This window comes from Halegenticoccus tardaugens, assembly GCF_004116405.1.
Taxonomy (GTDB): domain Archaea; phylum Halobacteriota; class Halobacteria; order Halobacteriales; family Haloferacaceae; genus Halegenticoccus; species Halegenticoccus tardaugens.
This window is the reverse complement of sequence record NZ_SDIC01000001.1, coordinates 680,535-696,248: the sequence shown is the minus strand read 5'-3', so window position 1 is coordinate 696,248 and position 15,714 is coordinate 680,535. Positions and strand designations below refer to the sequence as shown.

Here is a 15,714-nt window from a genome sequence, read left to right as displayed (position 1 = left end):
CGAACGGCGCGTTTCGACTCACCTACGCGATCGACGTTCGGTGTTCTCGGAACCATATCCGGTTGCGTACACGACGGAGGACGCTGGACGTCCCGCCGCCCGTTCGCGCGGACCCGAGGGAACCGAGCGCGGATCTCTCGCGACGCATGGCGAACCCGGTCGGTAGAGCCGAACGCGTCGCACTCTCCGTGGGCGAGGTCACGGGATCGGTCGGCGATCTCGTCACGACGCTCCCGATCGTCGTCGCCCTCGCCGCGCTCACGGAGGTCTCGCTCCCGCACGTGCTGTTGGTTTTCGGGGCGTTCCAGATCGTGTGGGGCGTCGCGTACGGCCTGCCGCTGTCCGTCGAACCGATGAAGGCGCTCGCCGCGCTCGCCATCGCCGGCTCGCTCACCTACGCGGAGCTGGCGGTCGCGGGCGTCGTCCTCGGCGTCGTCCTGACCGCGCTCGGCGGGGCGAAAGTCCTCGGGGCCGTCGAGCGGTGGATCGGCGAGCCGGTCGTCCGCGGCGTGCAGCTCGCGGTCGCGCTCCTGCTCCTCAGAACTGGCGCGGCGCTCGCGCTCGACGACCTCGTCCTCGCCGTCGGCGGCGGAGCGGTCGCGGCGGCGGCGATTGCGCTGGGCCACAAACGGGCGAGCGCGCTCGCCGTCCTCGGCGTCGGTGTTGTCGTCGCCGTCGTCTCGGCGGGCCTTCCCGCGCCGTCGGTGCCGGGACTTCCGCCGACGCCCGATCTCGGGGCGGGGCTCACGTTCGGCGCGCTCGACGGCGCGGTCGCCCAGCTCGCGATGACGATCGGGAACGCGGCGATCGCCACGTCGCTTCTCGTCTCCGACCTGTTCGAAGCGCGTGTCTCGGCCGATCGGCTCTCACGGAACATGGGCCTCATGAACCTCGCGTCGATCCCGCTCGGCGGAATCCCGATGTGTCACGGCTGCGACGGCGTCGCGGGGGCGCACGCGTTCGGAGCCCGGACGGGCGGCGCGAACGTGATACAGGGTGCGGGCTTCGTCGCGATCGTCCCCTTCGCCGGCGCGGCGTTCGTCGCCGCGTTCCCCATCCCGGTCCTCGGCGTCCTCCTCGGCATCGTCGCGATCGAACTCTCGCGGAGCGCGCTGGGGACCGAGTCGCTCGGACTGACCGTCCTCGTCGGCGTCCTCGGAGCGGCGGTGAACGTCGCCGCCGGTCTCCTCGTCGGCGCGGCCGTCTACCAGCTCCTTCTGCGGCGGGAGCGGCGGTGAATCACGTTCGCCCGCGGTCGCCCTCTCGAAACGTCACTCCAGCGCGCGTCCGTGCTCGTCGATCTTCCCCCGGACGATCCGCGTCGAGGAGATCCGCTCGCCGTCCTCGGCGAGGACGTACGGCGCGACGATCGTCTCCAGCGGCTCCAACCCGCGCTCTCGCCGTCGTTCGTTTATCTCCGCCACCTCCTCGTCGGTCTCCGGCGAGACGACGACGGCGTCCAGCGACGGGTCGTCGTCCGCGAACCCGAACTCGTCGTCGATCTTCCGCACTTCCGCGTCCCGGTCCCACTCGTCGAGCGTTTCGAGCGCCGCCTCGACCGCGCGGCGTCGCTCCTCGAACGGCGGGACCGGACGCGGTTCGCGCCGCGTCCGCGCCGCGAGTTCGTCGCTCGTCAGGCCGACGACGACGCCCCCGTCGCCGGCCTCCAGCGCGCGCTCGAACAGCGCGCGGTGTCCGTCGTGAAGCGGTCCGAAGGTTCCCGCGACGACGACTCGCATACCCGGGGGGTACGACGCGAAGGCACTTCACCCCTCTCCAGTAAAAGCGCGGTCGCCGCGCCGAGGCCGATCAGTCGCCGTCGAGCGCGTGCCACGAGAGGCGGGGGTTCCGCGCGGCGCTGGTCTGGTCGATCCGCCGCGCCGTCGTCCGTTCCGGCGCGTTCGCGAGCGTCTCGTCGTCCTCCGCGGCGGCCGCGTTGAACGCCGTCGCGAGGTCGTCCAACGTCTCGCGGTTTTCGATCTCCGTCGGCTCCGTGAGCATCGCCTCCGGGACGAACGCCGGCCACTTCGTCGTCGGCGGGTGGACGCCGTAGTCGAGCATCCGCTTCGCCACGTCGGCGGCGTCCTGGTCGCCCGCCGTCGCCGCGAACTCGTGGTGGAACGGCCCGTACGGGATCTCGTAGTCGATCTGCGAGCCGAGGTAGTTCGCGTTGAGCACGGCCTTGGCGCTCGCGTCCGCCAGCCCCTCGTCGCCGAGGCGGGCGATGTACGCGTACGCCTTCACGAGCACGAGCCAGTTGCCCTGGAAGCCGTGGACCTTGCCGACGGTTCGCTCGGGGTCGAACAGCTCGTACTCCGGCTCGGTGCCGGGACCGTGGGTCGTCTCGCGAACGCGCGGGCTCGGGAGGAACTCGGCCAGCTCCTCGACCACGCCGACCGGCCCGGCCCCGGGACCGCCGCCGCCGTGCGGCGTCGCGAACGTCTTGTGGACGTTGTAGTGCATGATGTCGAAGCCCATGTCGCCGGGGCGGGCGCGTCCGAGCAGCGCGTTGAGGTTCGCGCCGTCGTAGTAGAGCAGGCCGCCGGCGTCGTGGACCGCCTCCGCGATCTCGACGATGTCGCGCTCGAACAGCCCGACCGTGTTCGGGTTCGTGAGCATCAGCGCGGCGGTGTCCTCGCCCACGGCCGCCCGGAGCGCGTCGAGGTCGACCCGGCCGTCCTCGTCGGACGGGAGTTCGACCACGTCGTAGCCCGCCATCGCCGCGCTGGCGAAGTTCGTCCCGTGGGCGCTCGACGGGATGATGACCTCCGTTCGGTCGGCCCCCCGGGCCTCGTGGTACGCCTTCGCGACGAGGATGCCCGCGAACTCCCCGGCCGCGCCCGCGGGAGGCTGCAGCGTCACCGCGTCCATCCCGCCGATGCGCGCGAGGTAGTCCTGCAGCCCGTAGAGCACTTCGAGCGTCCCCTGCACGCTGCGTTCCGAGCGATCGGGGTGGACCGCGGCGTTCGTGTCGGCCGCCACGTCCTCCGTGAACTTCGGGTTGTACTTCATCGTGCAGGAGCCGAGCGGGTAGGGTCCGCTCTCGACGCCCCAGTTCATCTGCGACAGCCGCGTGTAGTGGCGCGCGAGCTCCGGTTCGGAGAGCGCCGGCAGCGTGAGCGAGTCGCGGGTCAACCCGTCCGGCAGCGCCGAGTCCTCGCCGCCGACGTCGACCGTCGTGCTGTCCTTTTCGGAGAGCAGCGGTTCATACTCGCCGTTTCGGCCGTACCGGGCCTGATCGTAGATCATCTCAGAGCACCTCCTCGAACGCGGCGACGAGCGCGTCAGCGCCGTGTGCGTTCGCGTCCGTGACGCACACCTGGATCAGGTGGTCGCCGAGCGCGTGGACGGCGAACCCGTTGGCTTCGAGGTCGCCCGCGATCGCCGGCGCCGGCTGGTCCGTTCGGGCGACGAACTCGCGGAAGTGGTGACGGTCGTGAATCGGCGCTTGGACGCCGGACAGCGCGTCGAGACGATCGGCGAGTTCCGCCGCCTCGCGGACGCAGTCCTCCGCGAGTTCGACGAGCCCCGACGGGCCGAGCGCCATCGCGTGGATCGCCGTCCTGAGGGCGACCCACGCCTGATTCGTGCAGATGTTGCTCGTTGCCCGCTCCTTTCGGATGTGCTGTTCGCGCGTCTGCAGCGTCAGCGTGAACGCCCGACGATCGCCCGCGTCCTCGCTCGCGCCGACGAGCCGGCCGGGGACCTGCCGCAGGAACGACTCGCGCGTGGCGAAGATTCCGAGCCCCATGCCGTAGCTCGCGGGCATTCCGAGGGCGTCCGCCTCGCCGACGACGACGTCCGCGCCGACGCCCGCCGGTTCCCGCAGGAGCGAGAGCGCGACCACGTCCGAACCGAGACAAAAGAGCGCGTCGTGTTCGTGCGCGAGGTCGCCGATCTCGACCGGGCGCTCCTCGATCGTCCCGCGGACCGTCGGGCTCTCCGCGTACACCATTGCCACGTCGTCGTCCATCCGATCCGCCAGGGCGTCCACGTCAACGACGCCGTCGTCCATCGGGTACGTCTCGACGGTCTGGTCCGTGCCGGCGACGTAGTTGTCGAGCACGCCGCGCTTGCCCGACCGGAGGAAGTCGGCGTCGGGCACGAGGACGCGGGTGCCGGTGACGCTCCTGACGCGGTCTGCCATCCGCGCGGCCTCCGCCAGCGCGGTCGCCGCGTCGTACATCGAGCAGTTCGCGACGGGCAACCCGGTGAGCTCGACGAGGAGCGACTGGTACTCGAACAGCGCCTGCAGGAACCCCTGCGTGATCTCGGGTTGGTACTGCGTGTAGCTCGTCAGAAACTCCGAGCGGAGCGACAGGTGATCGACGATCGAGGGGACGTAGTGCGCGTAGTGGCCCCGCCCGAGGAACTCCGTGAGGTCGTCGTTCTTCGCGAAGACGCGGGCGAGTTCCGCCCGAAGCTCCCGTTCGCCGCGCGGCTCGATGCCGAACTCGCCGTCGAAGGCGACCTCGTCGGGGATGTCGAACAGGCTCTCCTCGCCTTCCGCCCCGATCGCGTCGAGCATCGCGGCGGTCTCGTCGGCCGTGTGCGGGGCGAACGGACTTCCCCCGATTCCGCCCCTTCCTCTCTCCCGCGTCATTCGATCTGCGCTTCGTACTCCTCGGCGGAAAGGAGGTCGTCGAAGTCGTCGGGCGTGCTCGGATCCACTTCGAGCATCCAGCCGTCGCCGTACGGGTCCTCGTTCACCAGTTCGGGTTGGTCGAACAGGCCCTCGTTCACGGCCGCGACGGTGCCCGAAACGGGCGCGTACAGGTCCGAGACCGCCTTGATGCTCTCGACGACGCCGAACCCGTCGCCCTTCGCCAGCTCGTCGCCTTCGTCGGGGAGTTCGACGAACACCACGTCGCCGAGTTCGTCCTGGGCGAAGTCGGTGATGCCGATCCTGACGGGACCGTCGCCCGTCGTCGTCCACTCGTGCGATTCCATGTACCGTCGGTCGTCGGGAATGTCGAACATTTACTCGTCCTCCAGAAACGGTTTCGTCGTGACTTTCGCGCGCTTTCTGCGGCCGCGGATCACGATCCGAACGCGCGTGCCGGGGTCTGCGTACTCGACCGGAAGGTACCCCAGCGCGATCGGTTCCCCGAGCGTCGGGCTCATGGTCCCGCTCGTCACGCGACCGATCGCGCGATCGTCCTCGTCCACGATCTCGTAGCCGTGCCGGGCGATCCCCCTGTCGAGCAGGGTGAGGCCGACGAACTTCTCGTCGACGCCCTCCGCCTGCACGCGCTCGAGCGCGTCGCGGCCGACGAACTCGGTGTCGAGTTTGACGGTGAAGCCGACGCCGGCCTCGTAGGGGTTCCGCGGTTCGTCCTCGGGGTCGAAGTCCTGCCCCGAGAGGAGAAAGCCCATCTCGATGCGGAGGGTGTCGCGCGCGCCGAGTCCGCACGGTTGGCAGTCGAAAGCCGCCCAGACTCGTTCGGCCACGTCCCACGGGCAGAGGATCTCGAACCCGTCCTCGCCGGTGTAGCCCGTGCGGGCGACCCAGCAGCGCTCGCCTTCGATCTCCGCGAACGTCGCCTCGAACTTCGAGAGGTCCGAGGTCGCGTCCCCGGCCGCGTCGGCGACGAGAGCCGCCGAGTCGGGCCCCTGTACCGCGAACATGGCCCAGTCGTCGGTGACGTTTTCGACGGTCGCGTCGAACCCCCACTCGTCGCGGCGGGTCGTCCACCGCTCGTACATCTCCCCGTCGTGGCCGGCGTTCGGGATGAAGAGGTACCTCGTCCCGTCGTCCGGCAGCCGGTAGACCACCGCGTCGTCGAGGACGATGCCCTCGTCGTTCGTGATCATCGAGTACTGCGAGTCGCCGGGGTCGAGCGCTGTCACGTCGTTGGTGGTGAGCCGCTGCATCAGCGCGGTCGCGTCGGGGCCGGAGACCTCGATCTCACCCATGTGGGAGACGTCGAAGATCCCGGCCGACTCGCGGACCGCGGCGTGCTCCTGCCGGATCGAGTCGAACTCGACCGGCATGTCCCACCCGCCGAACTCCGTGAACGTCGCCCCGCGGCCGGCGTGTACCTCTCGTAACGGCGGCTTCCGAAGGGCCATGTGGGTGGCTTAGTTTGGGGGAAGTAATGTTTTAGCATGTCGGTCGGCGGAACCCGGACCGGCGACGGGGGACGATCGGGGCCCCACGCCGCGCACCGGTGGAGAACGGGTACGGCGGATGATAAACTACTCAACGCGATAGCAAATCTATATTATTCCCGGGCGAGGAGCACTCAAGCCCCGACGACGGGGTGAGGCCGACGTCGCCGTAGGCGGCGGTCCCGCCGGCGAACCCTTTCCCACGCAAGCACCATCCCTATCTTGCGAACGCGTCACGACGTACCCAGGAGCGTTCACCGGAACGGTGGGACTGGGATGCAACTATTTGCGAGGCGGCCCGGCGTGCGCACGCCGCTCGGACGACGAGCACGATCGCACGCCGTGCAGACGACCACGATGAAAATATCACGGACTGCCGCAAAAGACGGGACGAGCGCAGAAACCACCGAAATCGTCTTCGCGATCGACGAGGGAGGGGAGGAAACGGAACCGCGAGCGATCATCGCGGATCTCACCCGTGACGACGCGTGGATCGCGGTCGGTGCGAACGAAGCCCCCGAGCTATCCGCCTGGCGCTGAGCGGGAAATCGATCTCGGCCTTCGAGCGGCCCGCGCGTCCGACGTGTCTCGGTCCCGCGGGAGGTCGGTCGTCGCCGACGCACGACCGACGAACGATTATACCGTCGGAGCCGGAACGTCGCGGACGACGAAACGACGGCTCGCGCCGTCGCGACGGCGGTTCAGCTTCGGCGTCCGGCGTCAGCTCGCCAGTTCGATAACGCGAACGTCGGGGAATCGACGGCCGCCTGGGCGAGTCCGGCGGAGCTTCGAAGAACCACAGGCGAACACCGCACCCTAGCTAATGAATACCGACGTAGACTCATCGCGCACGCCCGACGAACGATCCCGCCGACGGCGATTTCTCGCCGCTTCGGGGGCGCTGCTTTTCGGGGGCGGCGGCCTCGCGGGTTGTCTCGACGACTCGAACGACCCGAACGATCCGAACGGCTCGGACGGAAATTCGGGCACCGACGGCGAGGAGGCGGCCTCGGAAATGACCGACGAAGCGACGGAGGACGCGGACGGAACGGCCGGGCCCGACTCGGGCCCCGAATCGGTGTCGTTCGAAGTGCCGCACGGGGCGACGATCGATGGGACGCTGTACGGCTCCGGCGACTGCGGAATCGTGCTCGTTCCGCAGATCAATATGGACCGCGAGAGCTGGAAACCGCGGGCGGAAGCGCTCGCCGGCGACGGACGCCTCGTTCTCGCGATCGACGAGGATCCCGACGATCGACCGGCGTCGGTTGGGGGCGCGATCGAGTACCTCCGGGACGAGCGCGACGTCTCCGCGCTCGTGCTGATCGGCGCGAGTTCGGGCGGCGAGGCCGTCGTCCGAGCGAACGCGAACGCCGGCGAGGGGACGGTCGACGGGACGGTCGCGCTCTCCGCGGGCGGCGGCGCGGACGTCGCGTCCGACTTGCAGGGCCGGCTCCTTTTCGTCGTCAGCGAGGGCGACGACGAGCGGTTCGTTCGCGTCGCGCGCGAACTGCACGAGGGCGCGTCCGAACCGAAAGAGCTGGTGACGTACGGGGGGAGCGCGCACGGGCAGGGACTGTTCGACTCCGAACACGTCGACGACCTCGGGGGACGGGTCGGGGCGCTCGTCGAGCGAGCGTGCGGCGGGTGAGTCGGCTCTCGCGACTCTTCGCTCACGCGTCGGCCGATCCGTTCGCCGCTCGTCGGGCTTCGAGCACGCGCCGCGTCCCCTCGGAGACGCGCACGAAGTGGCAGATCGGATCGCCGGGGTAGACGACGGGGTTCTTCAGAGTGCCGAGAGCGACGCCGGAGAAGGGCGCTTCGACGGTCGTGAGCACCTTGTCGAACGGGTTCGTGACGGTGCAGATCCGCTCGTCCTCGCTGACGAGCGTCCCGCCGGCGACGTGCATCTCCACGATGCCGCCGGCGTCCGCCCGAATCCACGTCTTTTCGCGCTCGGCGTCGACGATCGTCCGCCACCCCGGCCAGTGCACCCGTCGCTGGGGGTGCATGTCGAACTCGGCGAGGACGCTCTTGACGCCTTCGACGGCCGCGTCGACGAGTTCGCGCTCGAACCGGTGCGCTTCGCCCATCTCGACGGTGATCGTCGGGACCCCGTCTGCCGTCGCCACGCGCCGGAGCGATCCGCCGGGTCCCGCGCCGTCGACGATCACGTTCGACGCGAACGCGCGCGCGAGGCGGTCGACCCGCTCGTCCGCGAGGTCGGCGCGGACGTGGACGAGGTTCGTCCGACCGCGGGTCGAGGTGTGAAAGTCGATGCCGAAGTCGCACGGTTCGACGAACGTCCGGTACACTCGATCCGCGATCCGCTGCGCGCGCGTCCCCTCGGGGTGCCCCGGAAAGGAGCGGTTGAGGTCGCTGTCGTCCAGCGGGAGGTACCGTTCCTGCGCGTTGAACCCGGGCACGTTCACCACGTGGAGGCAGACGATCGTGCCCCGGAGCGACTCGTGGTCGAGTTCGTCTGCGACCTCCCGGACGGCCTCGACGCCGTTGAGCTCGTCGCCGTGGATCGCGGCGCTGAGGAACATCCGCGGACCGGGTTCGTCGCCGTTGATGATCGTCACGGGAAGCGAAACGGGATCGCTCAGGTACGTCTCGGTGATCTCGTGTTTCAGATAGACCCGGCCGCCGGGCGGAACCCTGCGGCCGTCGCACTCGAACGCGTTCGTCGGCTCTTCCATGTACGTTGAAGGCTGACGGCGGAGAAAAGGCGACCGCCGGCGTCGGCCAGCGGACGCCCGCGGATGAAAATTTCGTAGGCTAACACGGCGCGCGAAAGAGTTATTAGGCTGTCCGCACATCAATTGAGTATGATTGTAGTTACTAATTCTGACGGCGGGTCGACGGGACGGGGACGCGAGTCGGCGCGGCGGACGGCGACGTTCGCGGAGATGGAACACGCGATGCGGGCGGTTCGGTGAACTCGCTCCCGTAGGCCGCTGGACGACGGGCGGGGCGGTGCTCGAATCGCGAATTCGACCGCTCGGTTCGCGGGCGTCGTGACACGTTCTCCGACAGTTACCCGAACCGTCGCGAGGAACCGTTTTGCCGCTGGAGCGCCTACCGTCCCCGTCAGGCGGACACCCGCCGAGATTCACAATGGCCGAGAAACCACACCAGAATTTGGCGATCATCGGACACGTCGACCACGGCAAGAGCACGCTCGTGGGCCGACTCCTCTTCGAAACCGGATCCGTACCGGAGCACATCATCCAGCAGTACCGCGAGGAGGCGGCCGAGAAGGGCAAGAGCGGCTTCGAGTTCGCCTACGTGATGGACAACCTCGCCGAGGAGCGCGAGCGCGGCGTCACCATCGACATCGCCCACCAGCGGTTCGACACGGACAAGTACTACTTCACGATCGTGGACACGCCCGGTCACCGCGACTTCGTGAAGAACATGATCACGGGCGCGTCGCAGGCTGACCACGCCGTCCTCGTGGTCGCCGCGGACGACGGCGTCGCTCCCCAGACCCGCGAGCACGTCTTCCTCGCCCGCACCCTCGGCATCGAGACGCTCATCGTCGCGGTCAACAAGATGGACACCGTCGACTACGATCAAGAACGGTACGAGGAGGTCCGAGACGACGTGAAGAAGCTGCTCACGCAGGTTCGTTTCGACACGGACGACGCGCGCTTCATCCCGATCTCGGCGTTCGAGGGCGACAACGTCGCAGAGCACGTCGGCAACATGCCGTGGTTCGACGGGCCGACGATCCTCGAAGCGCTGAACAACCTGCCGGAGCCCCAGCCGCCGACGGACGCGCCGCTGCGGCTGCCGATCCAGGACGTCTACACCATCTCCGGCATCGGCACCGTCCCCGTCGGCCGCGTCGAGACGGGCGTCCTCGAAACGGGGGCGAGCGTCTCGTTCCAGCCCTCGGACGTCTCCGGCGAGGTGAAGACGATCGAGATGCACCACGAGGAGGTGCCGCGGGCGGAACCCGGCGACAACGTCGGGTTCAACGTCCGCGGCGTCGGCAAAAACGACATCCGTCGGGGTGACGTGTGCGGCCCGGCCGACGACCCGCCGAAGGTCGCCGAGACGTTCAAGGCGCAGATCGTCGTCATGCAGCACCCCTCTGTCATCACCGCCGGCTACACCCCGGTCATTCACGCGCACACGGCGCAGGTCGCCTGCACGTTCGAAGCCCTCAACCAGAAGCTGGACCCGAAGACGGGCGAGGTCGCGGAGGAGAACCCGGACTTCGTCAAGGCCGGCGACGCCGCCGTCGTCACGCTGCGGCCGCAGAAGCCGCTGAGCATCGAGCCGTCCGGCGAGATCCCCGAGCTCGGCTCGTTCGCCATCCGCGACATGGGCCAGACGATCGCCGCCGGCAAGGTGCTCGAAGTCAACGAGAAGTAGCGACCGACTTACCCTTTTGATCGCGCACGGTGCGGCGAGCGCCACCGTCCGGAATCGGCCCGCGCGTCGGGAGCTGCAACGCACTACCCGTCGAAGAATCTCGAAAGGAACGCGTCGGCCGCGACGACGCCGCCGCCGATGAGCATCCACAGCGCGACGACGGCGACGAGCAGGGCCAACCAGTGAGGGAGGGGCGATCCGGACGATCCGGCGTGCGCGACGAGCGAGATTGCGGTCATCGCTCCTCGGTGCCGCCTCGCGTTCGTGCGAGTCCCGTCCTGTAGACGTACGCGCCAGCGCCGATGATGAGCAGACTGACGACGGCCCAGTGGGGGTCGTAGTAGCCGGGGCCGTCGGTCGCGCTGTGGAGATCGAGGATCGTGTGGTTGACCACCACGTCGAACAGGTCGAACGCGCCGAGTCCGATGACGGCCGAACCGACGAGCGGCCGGGTCGGGAGTGGAGCGACGGACCGCCGCTCCGCCCGCCAGACGAGTCCGGCGCCGACACCCGCGACGATCAGCATGCCGACGGAGAACAACCCGTCCGCGAGGATGTTGACTCGGAGACCGGACAGCGTCGCCGGGTCGTACACGTTCGACAGGAGGTGGTGGAGCTGGAGCACGTGGTGGAGGACGAGCACGTCTATCAGCCCGCTGAATCCGAAGCCGAAGACGCCCGCCGCGAGCAGTGCTTTCCGAAGCGGTTCGGGGCCCGGTCCGTCCGGGGCCGGAGGAGACCGATCGGTCATGGGGGCACGTGCGAGTTTCGGGTCCGACGGGTTTGTATCGTCGGGCCCGGTTCGGATGCCGGAACCGGGCCGCCGGTCGGCGGTTCTCGGCCCCGCCGTCGCCGCCCGGAGGCGTCCCGATGGTCCCGCGGCGTCACGTCGCCTTTCGCACCCTGACTTCGGCCTGGTCAATCGTGTCGTAGCCGATCTCGTACCCGAGAGCCGAGAGCGCGTCCTGGCCGACGCCGTACGCCGACAGGGTCGGGTTCACACCGGCGAGCGTCGGCTCCGACGGGTCGTCGATGTCGCGGCGCGCGTTCGCCGCGACCTGCTCCGGGACGAACGTACGATTCGAGACGACGCCCCGGTGCGTCTCCCGGCGGTGTTCCTCGACGGCGGTCGGCTCGACCGTCGCCCGTCAGCCGTCGGTCGCCGCGCGTCTCCGCGCGGCGGCTCACGCGCGTTCGAGGACGATGTCGTCGCCGCGTCGCTTGAACACGATCCGATCGCCGATCTCGACGTCGTCGCCGTCGGTTACGAGTTCCTCTCGCACCGCTTTGATGAGACTGATCCGCCAACGGTCCGTCACTTTCGTCGTTCCGAGTATCTCTTCGTCGCGTTTGTCGGCCATCAGCGTCGAAGACGACACCGACACTGTTATGCACTTTTAGCTATTCCGCCGAAATAGTCAATAGTGGTACGATGACCTCGGATGGGAGGCCGAGGGCCGTACTGGTTCGCGCCGCCGCGCCCGCGCCGACGCCCGCGGACTGTCTGGTCCTTAGCCCGAACCTCGTTTCGACGTTCGACGGCGATCGCTGGCGGCACCCGATCGCGCTGACCGGCGCGGACCGCCGGTACCGGTTCGACCAGACGGAACTCGAACGGGCGAACCGCGTGCTCGCGCGCGAGGCGCGTCGGACCGCCCCCGCCGCCATCTGGCTCCGGGAGCGACGGTGGCTGCTCTCGTCGTGGTCGCCCGACGCCGTCGAGCGTCTGGAGCGCTCGTGCCGGCGGGCGGCGACCGAGGCGGGCGTCGCGTTCGTCGCGTGGACCGGTCGAGGGGGCGACGACGGGTCGACCGACGCGTACGACCGCGTGGTCAGTCGATAGCTCGTCGAAGGAGCGTCGCGGGGTCGCCCGCGACGTCGGTGCTCGCGCAGGAGGGACACTCGACCGAGAGCGTCCAGTCCGCGCGCGAGGCGCGGTCGGCGACGAGCGCCGAGAGTTCGACGAGCAGCACGAACTGGTCCGTGTGACCGCAGTTTCGACAGTGCATGAGGTATCAGACCGGCTGGTGCGTTCCCGCTGCCGGTCGCGCCGAGGTGGTCCCGCTCTCGGATATAAACGTGCGGCGAGACGGGACGTGCGTGGAGGGGTGCGCGCGTTCGCTCTCCACCGCGCGCACGAACGCGCCGTCGGCGCGGGGCCGTTCCGGCGCTCGCCGGGCCTGTGTACTTCCCGCCAGTTAGCGCGTTAGATTTTTGGCATCCCTAAATTATAGGGATGCTGATAAAACTTAAGCGGTTCGTCGCTCAAGACGTACGAAGAGGAGTGAGAGCCATGGCGAATAAACAGATCGGTCTGGTTCGCGAGCCCGACGTCGGGGAGCTGCGCCAGGAGTGGGGAACCGTCGTCGAAAATCTGCAGGGAATCGACCGCGACGCCGCGGCGGCGGTCGTCGACGCCCTCAGCGTCGACCACGCGGGGACGTTCAACCTGTTCTACCTGCTCCGCAAGCACTACTGGACGGCCGAGGGCGCGGAGTTCCGTCAGGTCGCCGAGTTCCTGCGGGAGGCCTACCGGCGCACCCGCGCGATCAACGACGACCTCGCGGTCCGCATCGTCGAACTCGGCGGCGTCCCGCCGAACACGCCGCCGACCCTCCAGGAGAACGCCCGGGTCCACCTCGAAGCCGAGGACCTCTACGACCTGCGAACCTCGCTCGAAGGCGACCTGGAAGGATACGCGGTGCTCGTCGCGGAGATGCGCGAACACGTCGGCCTCGCGGAGGAGGTGGGCGACCCGGGGACCGCGACGCGGCTTCGCGACCACCTCCGCGACCTCGAAGCCGACGCGCACGCCGTCGAACGGTTCCTCGAAGACGACGCGCTCGTCGGAGAACGGAGGGACGGGTGACGATGGCGAGCCGATCGCACCTCCGGAAACCCGACGCGGTTCACGTCCGCCGGGAGTGGGGCACGGTCGTCGAGAACGACCTCCGGCTCCCGCGGGAGGCCGCGGCGATGCTCGTCGACGCCCTGAACGCGGAGTTGTCGGGGCTGTACATCCTGTTCAACCAGGTGCGCAAACACTACTGGACCGTCGAGGGGGCCGAGTCGACGGAGGTCGCCGACTTCCTCGCGTCCGCCGCCGACCGGCTCGCGGAGACGACCGACGACGTCGCCCTTCGGGTGCACGCCCTCGGCGGGGTTCCGGTCTGCGGTCCGATGGGCATCCGCGAGCACGCGCCGATGTACATCGAGGCCGCGAACCGCTACGACCTCCGGTCGTCGCTGGCGCGCGACCTCGACGGGTACGCGACGCTCGCGGTTCGGATGCGCGAGCACGTCGAACTGGCGGCCGAACTGGGCGACGCGGCGACCGGCGAACTCCTGCGCGGACGCCTCAGGGTTCTCGAAGCGGACGCGCAGACGCTCGACAGGTATCTCGCCGACGACACGCTCGTCCGGAACGACGCGACGCGCTGACCCTCGCGTCGTTTTTCGACGCCGACGACGCGCGGCGCGGACCCGGTCCCCGATCGCCTACGCGTATTCCGTGATCGTCAACGTGTAGTCGCCGCTCCCGCCGTACGAGTCGACGAGCACGGTGAGGTCCGCGGACGCGTCGGGGGCGTCGATGACGATGCTCTCCTGGCTGTCCGGTCCCCACGAGCGGTAGTCGTACGAACTCGTGGTGGGACACTCGCCGTCGCCCTCGTTCGCGTACAGGTCGAAGTCGGCGTCCGCTGGGCCGTCGAGTTCGATCGCGACCTGCGACGGCGAACCGTACGACCAGCCGTACGACCAGCAGTCGGCGTCCCAGTCGCCGCCGAGCGAGTCGGTGACGGTCTCCGTCGTCGAATCGTCACCGCCGTCGTCGCCGTCGTCTCCGTCGTCGCCGTCACCGGGATCCGTCGTGACCGCTTCGTTCGCGTCGACGCGACCCGCGCCCTGCTCGTCGCTCGACAGGCCGACGTCGACGGCCGTGTTTTTCAGGTGGCTCCGGAGTTCGTCGTTCGAGACGTCGAACCGCGCGAGCGCGAGCCCCGCGACGCCGGAGACGACCGGGGTCGCCATCGAGGTTCCCGAGGCGCGCTCGTACTCCGTGCCGGTCGTCCAGCACGAGAGCACGTCCGTCCCCGGCGCGGCGAGTTCGATCTCGCTCCCATAGTTCGAGTAGGAGGCGAGCGACTCGTCGGAATCGAGCGCGGAGACCGCGACGCACTCGGTGTACGCCGCCGGGTAGGAGACGCTCCGCTGGCCGTCGTTGCCGGCGGCGGCGACGAGGAGCGACCCCTCGCCGTAGGCGTAGGAGACGGCGTTCTGCATGGTGTCGGTGTAGCCGGTCCCGCCCAGCGAGAGGTTGATCACGTCCGCGCCCCGATCCGCGGCCCACTCGATGGCGTCCGCGATGTCCGAGGTCGACCCCGTCCCGGCCTCGGAGAGCGCGCGCACGGACAGGAGCGACGAGTCGCTGACGCCCGCGATCCCCTCGCCGTTGTCGGTCGCGGCCGCGGCGATGCCCGCGACGTGCGTCCCGTGGTACTCGTCGGTCAGGTCGTCCGGGTACGGGTCGTCGTCGCCGTCGACGAAGTCGTACCCCTTCTCGCTCCCGAACTGCCCTTCGAGATCGGGGTGGTCGTACTTGACCCCCTGATCGACGATCGCGACGGTGACGTCCGAACTCCCGAAGGTGGTGTCCCACGCGTCGTCGGCGTTGACGAGCTGCGGCGCGTACTGGTCGCCGAACAGCGAGTCGTTCGGCGTCGCGAGCGCCCGGAGCGTCCGGTTCGGCTCGGCGTACTTCACCGCGTCCTCCTTCGTCACCGCCGCGACGAAGTTCTCGCGGGCCGTCTCCGCCGCTTCGGCCGGGAACTTCACCGCCACGTAGCTGAGCGTCTCGTTCTCGTGGACGACGCTCGCGTTCCCCGGAACGAGGTGTTCGACCGCCTCGCGCGGACCGTCGACCGTCTTCGACACCCCGACGAGTATCTCGTCTTCCTTCGCCCCGGGCGCGCGCCCCGGAGCTGCCGACGTTACGCCGCCGAAACCGGCAGAGAGACCGGCGAGCCCGAGCGCCTTCAGCACGTCGCGTCGGTTCCAATTTTGGACATGATCTTTTGACATGATCCGAGTGTCAATTGGGGATAATGTATACATAGTTTGTCTTTCTTTCTTACTTATAATACATATGCTAAAAGTCCAGTAAGGGAAGAACGCATCTCCGGTGAGGATCGCCCGGCGGCGCAGCGAGACGCCGGT

At 68.9% G+C, this 15,714-nt stretch carries 18 protein-coding genes; 7 read left to right on the top strand and 11 right to left on the bottom strand.

The features are described from left to right. Nucleotides 1-146: 146 nt before the first annotated feature. Nucleotides 147-1,238 (top strand): putative sulfate/molybdate transporter, encoded by a 1,092-nt coding sequence (locus tag C3L37_RS03670; protein ID WP_129113255.1) that lies wholly within the window; start codon nt 147-149, stop codon nt 1,236-1,238. Between the two features lie 33 nt (nt 1,239-1,271). On the opposite strand, the gene C3L37_RS03665 is transcribed toward C3L37_RS03670, so the two are convergent. The 5 genes from C3L37_RS03665 to gcvT form a co-directional block, all read right to left on the bottom strand. Continuing rightward, nucleotides 1,272-1,739 carry a phosphopantetheine adenylyltransferase gene (locus C3L37_RS03665; RefSeq protein ID WP_129113254.1) on the bottom strand — a complete coding sequence of 156 codons (468 nt, stop codon included), beginning with the start codon at nt 1,737-1,739 and terminating at the stop codon, nt 1,272-1,274. Nucleotides 1,740-1,809: 70 nt separating this feature from the next. Next, entirely contained in the window at nt 1,810-3,249 is a 1,440-nt protein-coding gene (gene gcvPB, locus C3L37_RS03660) for an aminomethyl-transferring glycine dehydrogenase subunit GcvPB (protein ID WP_129113253.1), read from the bottom strand. Between the two features lies 1 nt (nt 3,250). Continuing rightward, a complete protein-coding gene (gene gcvPA / locus C3L37_RS03655) occupies nt 3,251-4,603 on the bottom strand; it encodes an aminomethyl-transferring glycine dehydrogenase subunit GcvPA (RefSeq protein ID WP_129113252.1) in 1,353 nt (450 codons plus the stop codon). Next, nucleotides 4,600-4,980 (bottom strand): glycine cleavage system protein GcvH, encoded by a 381-nt coding sequence (gcvH, locus tag C3L37_RS03650; protein ID WP_129113251.1) that lies wholly within the window; start codon nt 4,978-4,980, stop codon nt 4,600-4,602. The genes gcvPA and gcvH overlap by 4 nt, the downstream gene beginning before the upstream one ends. Continuing rightward, nucleotides 4,981-6,072, bottom strand: coding sequence for a glycine cleavage system aminomethyltransferase GcvT (gcvT, locus tag C3L37_RS03645; protein ID WP_129113250.1), 1,092 nt, complete (start codon nt 6,070-6,072; stop codon nt 4,981-4,983). Between the two features lie 396 nt (nt 6,073-6,468). Here gcvT and C3L37_RS03640 point away from each other — a divergent pair, with 396 nt between their 5' ends. Then, nucleotides 6,469-6,651 (top strand): DUF7556 family protein, encoded by a 183-nt coding sequence (locus C3L37_RS03640; protein ID WP_129113249.1) that lies wholly within the window; start codon nt 6,469-6,471, stop codon nt 6,649-6,651. A gap of 283 nt (nt 6,652-6,934) precedes the next feature. Continuing rightward, nucleotides 6,935-7,762, top strand: a complete 828-nt coding sequence (locus C3L37_RS03635) for a dienelactone hydrolase family protein (protein WP_129113248.1) — start codon at nt 6,935-6,937, stop codon at nt 7,760-7,762. Between the two features lie 22 nt (nt 7,763-7,784). Here the strand turns inward: C3L37_RS03635 and C3L37_RS03630 are convergent, their stop codons facing one another. Beyond that, nucleotides 7,785-8,813: a succinylglutamate desuccinylase/aspartoacylase family protein gene (locus C3L37_RS03630; RefSeq protein WP_129113247.1), complete on the bottom strand. Its 1,029-nt coding sequence runs from the start codon at nt 8,811-8,813 to the stop codon at nt 7,785-7,787. Between the two features lie 418 nt (nt 8,814-9,231). Between C3L37_RS03630 and tuf the strand changes: the two genes are divergently transcribed. Continuing rightward, a complete protein-coding gene (gene tuf, locus C3L37_RS03625; RefSeq protein WP_129113246.1) occupies nt 9,232-10,497 on the top strand; it encodes a translation elongation factor EF-1 subunit alpha in 1,266 nt (421 codons plus the stop codon). Between the two features lie 83 nt (nt 10,498-10,580). Here tuf and C3L37_RS24140 read toward each other — a convergent pair whose 3' ends face one another. The 3 genes from C3L37_RS24140 to C3L37_RS24135 form a co-directional block, all read right to left on the bottom strand. Continuing rightward, on the bottom strand, nt 10,581-10,736 hold the full coding sequence (locus tag C3L37_RS24140) for a hypothetical protein (RefSeq protein ID WP_164974650.1): 156 nt from the start codon (nt 10,734-10,736) through the stop codon (nt 10,581-10,583). Further along, complete coding sequence (locus C3L37_RS03620; RefSeq protein WP_129113245.1) at nt 10,733-11,248, bottom strand: DUF2243 domain-containing protein; 516 nt, start codon at nt 11,246-11,248, stop codon at nt 10,733-10,735. The genes C3L37_RS24140 and C3L37_RS03620 overlap by 4 nt, the downstream gene beginning before the upstream one ends. Before the next feature lie 433 nt (nt 11,249-11,681). Next, on the bottom strand, nt 11,682-11,858 hold the full coding sequence (locus C3L37_RS24135) for a hypothetical protein (protein WP_164974649.1): 177 nt from the start codon (nt 11,856-11,858) through the stop codon (nt 11,682-11,684). A gap of 71 nt (nt 11,859-11,929) precedes the next feature. Between C3L37_RS24135 and C3L37_RS03615 the strand changes: the two genes are divergently transcribed. Next, nucleotides 11,930-12,340, top strand: coding sequence for a hypothetical protein (locus C3L37_RS03615; protein ID WP_129113244.1), 411 nt, complete (start codon nt 11,930-11,932; stop codon nt 12,338-12,340). On the opposite strand, the gene C3L37_RS24130 is transcribed toward C3L37_RS03615, so the two are convergent. Then, nucleotides 12,330-12,506 carry a hypothetical protein gene (locus C3L37_RS24130; RefSeq protein WP_164974648.1) on the bottom strand — a complete coding sequence of 59 codons (177 nt, stop codon included), beginning with the start codon at nt 12,504-12,506 and terminating at the stop codon, nt 12,330-12,332. The two genes, C3L37_RS03615 and C3L37_RS24130, sit on opposite strands and share 11 nt — an antisense overlap. Before the next feature lie 284 nt (nt 12,507-12,790). Between C3L37_RS24130 and dpsA (C3L37_RS03610) the strand changes: the two genes are divergently transcribed. Together dpsA (C3L37_RS03610) and dpsA (C3L37_RS03605) are read left to right on the top strand one after the other, a co-directional pair. Continuing rightward, complete coding sequence (gene dpsA / locus C3L37_RS03610; RefSeq protein WP_129113243.1) at nt 12,791-13,366, top strand: DNA starvation/stationary phase protection protein DpsA; 576 nt, start codon at nt 12,791-12,793, stop codon at nt 13,364-13,366. Nucleotides 13,367-13,368: 2 nt separating this feature from the next. Further along, on the top strand, nt 13,369-13,938 hold the full coding sequence (dpsA, locus tag C3L37_RS03605; protein WP_129113242.1) for a DNA starvation/stationary phase protection protein DpsA: 570 nt from the start codon (nt 13,369-13,371) through the stop codon (nt 13,936-13,938). Nucleotides 13,939-13,995: 57 nt separating this feature from the next. Here dpsA (C3L37_RS03605) and C3L37_RS03600 read toward each other — a convergent pair whose 3' ends face one another. Next, on the bottom strand, nt 13,996-15,579 hold the full coding sequence (locus tag C3L37_RS03600; protein ID WP_129113241.1) for a S8 family serine peptidase: 1,584 nt from the start codon (nt 15,577-15,579) through the stop codon (nt 13,996-13,998). Between the last annotated feature and the right edge of the window lie 135 nt (nt 15,580-15,714).

Excerpts from the sequence above, each read along its gene's own strand:
- gcvPA (WP_129113252.1), bottom strand. The coding sequence starts at position 4,603 with ATGACGCGGGAGAGAGGAAGGGGCGGAATCGGGGGAAGTCCGTTCGCC.
- dpsA (WP_129113243.1), top strand. The coding sequence starts at position 12,791 with ATGGCGAATAAACAGATCGGTCTGGTTCGCGAGCCCGACGTCGGGGAG.
- gcvT (WP_129113250.1), bottom strand. The coding sequence starts at position 6,072 with ATGGCCCTTCGGAAGCCGCCGTTACGAGAGGTACACGCCGGCCGCGGG.
- C3L37_RS03670 (WP_129113255.1), top strand. The coding sequence starts at position 147 with ATGGCGAACCCGGTCGGTAGAGCCGAACGCGTCGCACTCTCCGTGGGC.
- C3L37_RS03635 (WP_129113248.1), top strand. The coding sequence starts at position 6,935 with ATGAATACCGACGTAGACTCATCGCGCACGCCCGACGAACGATCCCGC.
- gcvH (WP_129113251.1), bottom strand. The coding sequence starts at position 4,980 with ATGTTCGACATTCCCGACGACCGACGGTACATGGAATCGCACGAGTGG.
- C3L37_RS03665 (WP_129113254.1), bottom strand. The coding sequence starts at position 1,739 with ATGCGAGTCGTCGTCGCGGGAACCTTCGGACCGCTTCACGACGGACAC.
- gcvPB (WP_129113253.1), bottom strand. The coding sequence starts at position 3,249 with ATGATCTACGATCAGGCCCGGTACGGCCGAAACGGCGAGTATGAACCG.
- dpsA (WP_129113242.1), top strand. The coding sequence starts at position 13,369 with ATGGCGAGCCGATCGCACCTCCGGAAACCCGACGCGGTTCACGTCCGC.
- tuf (WP_129113246.1), top strand. The coding sequence starts at position 9,232 with ATGGCCGAGAAACCACACCAGAATTTGGCGATCATCGGACACGTCGAC.
- C3L37_RS03630 (WP_129113247.1), bottom strand. The coding sequence starts at position 8,813 with ATGGAAGAGCCGACGAACGCGTTCGAGTGCGACGGCCGCAGGGTTCCG.
- C3L37_RS03640 (WP_129113249.1), top strand. The coding sequence starts at position 6,469 with ATGAAAATATCACGGACTGCCGCAAAAGACGGGACGAGCGCAGAAACC.
- C3L37_RS24135 (WP_164974649.1), bottom strand. The coding sequence starts at position 11,858 with ATGGCCGACAAACGCGACGAAGAGATACTCGGAACGACGAAAGTGACG.
- C3L37_RS03600 (WP_129113241.1), bottom strand. The coding sequence starts at position 15,579 with ATGTCAAAAGATCATGTCCAAAATTGGAACCGACGCGACGTGCTGAAG.
- C3L37_RS24140 (WP_164974650.1), bottom strand. The coding sequence starts at position 10,736 with ATGACCGCAATCTCGCTCGTCGCGCACGCCGGATCGTCCGGATCGCCC.
- C3L37_RS03615 (WP_129113244.1), top strand. The coding sequence starts at position 11,930 with ATGACCTCGGATGGGAGGCCGAGGGCCGTACTGGTTCGCGCCGCCGCG.
- C3L37_RS24130 (WP_164974648.1), bottom strand. The coding sequence starts at position 12,506 with ATGCACTGTCGAAACTGCGGTCACACGGACCAGTTCGTGCTGCTCGTC.
- C3L37_RS03620 (WP_129113245.1), bottom strand. The coding sequence starts at position 11,248 with ATGACCGATCGGTCTCCTCCGGCCCCGGACGGACCGGGCCCCGAACCG.